A 1,882-nucleotide genomic window follows, 5' to 3' on the forward strand; every position below is an offset into this window, starting at 1 on the left:
TAATAAAAATACCCTCAATCTTTAATTCACTGTTCAAATTTCTCTGTACCATATGAATTGACTTTAACAAATCTGCCATACCTTCTACTCCATATGGTTCAGCCTGAACAGTAATAATGACTTTATCAGATGCTGTCAAAGCATTAATTGGCAGGTTATCCAATGATGGGTTAGTATCAATGATGATATAATCATAATCTTCTTTAACAGTATCTAAGAATCTTTTCACGACTGTTTCTCTGCACATGGCACTATCCAGTTTTGAATTAATCCCTGCTAAAGAGATATTAGAAGGTATAATATCAACTCCCTCGTCACTATGCAGTATTAATTGATTTTTATCAATTTCAACATCTTCAATAACTGATATAATGACATCTTTCATTGATAATGGATATTCATTCATATTTCGATATCCAAATGCTTTTGTTGAATGTCCTTGTGGATCTAAATCAACTAGCAAAACTTTTTTATCATGCAATGCTAAACACGCACTTAGACTAACTGATGTCATAGTCTTACCCACTCCACCTTTTTGATTGGAAATTGCAATCACTTCACCCATGTTTTCACCTCTTTTCAAAATTGGGCATAAAAAAATGGAATGTATTTTTTTCTACATTCCATTTCATAAATCTCTTAAATTGTTATGAAAACGATCCTCCTTTCCTGCTGACAACTGTCAGCTATGTATGCAGTCATGATGACTGCTATCTTTCTAAATCCTTTTTCTTATGTTTGCTATAATCTTTTAATTCCAAACCTTTGCTATGAATATGATCTATAAGTTTTTCCAATTCTTTTTCATTTTCACAGCCAACAACATAGTCAAACATCATCTTCCCATTTTTCTCATATGGAGCAACTGTTGATATCATACGATGTCCACTTTCAAGCACTTCAAACTTTACTGGCAAATCAGAGTCAATCAGTTCTAAATTGCCTTGATAATACATAACAAATGGTGGACAGTTACTTGTCTTTAAAAAGTCAGGATATTTATCATCAAGTAGAGTTATATATTTATGCTTGATATTTTTCCTTAATTTTATGAATTCATCTACATTAAAATCTTCTTTTTCTGCTAATGCGTTATACTCATCTTTAAAAACACCATTATATTTTAATGAGAAATATAACAATAAATTTTTGATTTCTGTTTTCATATTCATCTTCCTTCTTGCTTTGAGTGTATATAAAAAAATAGACATCAAGTCTATTTTTTTATATAGATATAGCAATTCCCTTTCTTTTATGTAATATAGTCATTAATTTTCTTTCGCAATTCATATCCGCCATGACCAGGATCCAAAACAATCACTTTTTTAGCAAGAGACTGTGATGATGAGACACTAATCACTGGTTTAAATATTAATGAACATAATGCAAACATTAAAATAAATGGTATTATTTTTTTCATATCATCACCCAAAATATTATATGCCTTAAATAGAAAAAGAGAACTTATTCTCAAGTTCTCTAATCATCTAATGCTTCACCATTTGTTTCAATAATACGTTTCATCCAATGATAAGATTTCTTTTTTGTACGCTTTAATGTTCCATTTCCCTTATCATCCATATCTACATAAATAAATCCATATCTTTTTTTCATTTCTCCTGTTGATAATGAAATGAGATCAATAGGTCCCCACATTGTATAACCTAAACATTCAACTCCATCTATATTGATAGCATCTGCCATTGCAGATAAATGTTCTTTTAAATATTGAATACGTGATTAACTATTATTAATCAAGTGTTTTTTGAAAAAAATTACTATTTATTTTAAATGCAAGTTTCAGACACGACGAAAAGAGGTTTTTCAACCTCAAAAAAATTTTTTTGAAAAAGTATATGATAGTTAGTTTATCTTAACAAGC

At 29.4% G+C, this 1,882-nt stretch carries 3 protein-coding genes and 1 pseudogene; all 4 read right to left on the reverse strand.

What is annotated here, in order from left to right:
* Positions 1-565: ParA family protein (locus BN350_RS19535; protein WP_044600393.1), on the reverse strand; the 565-nt coding region annotated here is incomplete at its 3' end.
* A gap of 145 nt (positions 566-710) precedes the next feature.
* Positions 711-1,166 (reverse strand): hypothetical protein, encoded by a 456-nt coding sequence (locus tag BN350_RS15620; protein ID WP_028044431.1) that lies wholly within the window; start codon positions 1,164-1,166, stop codon positions 711-713.
* 86 nt (positions 1,167-1,252) lie between these two features.
* Positions 1,253-1,420 (reverse strand): hypothetical protein, encoded by a 168-nt coding sequence (locus tag BN350_RS20360; protein WP_231385306.1) that lies wholly within the window; start codon positions 1,418-1,420, stop codon positions 1,253-1,255.
* Positions 1,421-1,479: 59 nt separating this feature from the next.
* Positions 1,480-1,737, reverse strand: a pseudogene (locus BN350_RS20705) (family 1 glycosylhydrolase); the annotation flags it as partial.
* Between the last annotated feature and the right edge of the window lie 145 nt (positions 1,738-1,882).

The sequence above is a fragment of the Candidatus Stoquefichus massiliensis AP9 genome, from assembly GCF_000455285.1.
Taxonomy (GTDB): Bacteria; Bacillota_I; Bacilli_A; order Erysipelotrichales; family Coprobacillaceae; genus Stoquefichus; species Stoquefichus massiliensis.